The sequence below is a fragment of the Kribbella endophytica genome, assembly GCF_054781295.1.
Genome location: NZ_BAAGUR010000013.1, coordinates 1 through 625, shown reverse-complemented (window position 1 = coordinate 625; position 625 = coordinate 1). Strand labels below are relative to the sequence as shown.

The 625-nt window shown below is 68.0% G+C and carries 1 protein-coding gene; it reads right to left on the bottom strand.

All coding sequences use genetic code 11. The features are described from left to right. Positions 1-625: GTP-binding protein (locus ACYVIO_RS43165; protein ID WP_460656837.1), on the bottom strand; the 625-nt coding region annotated here is incomplete at both ends.

Here is a 625-nt window from a genome sequence, read left to right as displayed (position 1 = left end):
ACCTGGTCGCCGACCGAGACGGTGCCGGAGGCAACTGTTCCGGTGTAGCCGCGGTAGTCGCGGTACTGGTCGTCGGTCTGCGGGCGGATCACGTACTGGACCGGGAACCGCAGCGGCTGGCCGGAGGCGTCGGAGCGCCCGGATGCGTTCTCCAGGAACTCCAGGAGCGTCGGGGCGTCGTACCAGTTGGTCCGGTCCGACCGATCAACGATGTTGTCGCCGACGAGTGCGGAGACCGGGATGGTCTGGACATCGGTGATGCCGAGCTGGTCGGCGACCTCGTTGACGTCCTTGGCGGTCTTGGTGAACACCGCCTCGTCGTAGTCGACCAGGTCGATCTTGTTGACGGCGAGGACGACGTGCGGGACGCGGAGCAGCGCGGCGACGGCGAGGTGGCGGCGGGTCTGTTCCAGTACGCCGTGCCGCGCGTCGACGAGGATGATCACGACGTCCGCGGTCGAGGCACCGGTGACCGTGTTGCGGGTGTACTGCACGTGCCCGGGGCAGTCGGCCAGGATGAACGAGCGCTTGTCGGTCGCGAAGTACCGGTAGGCGACGTCGATCGTGATGCCCTGCTCGCGTTCGGCGCGCAGGCCGTCGGTGAGCAGCGCGAAGTCGAAGTCGC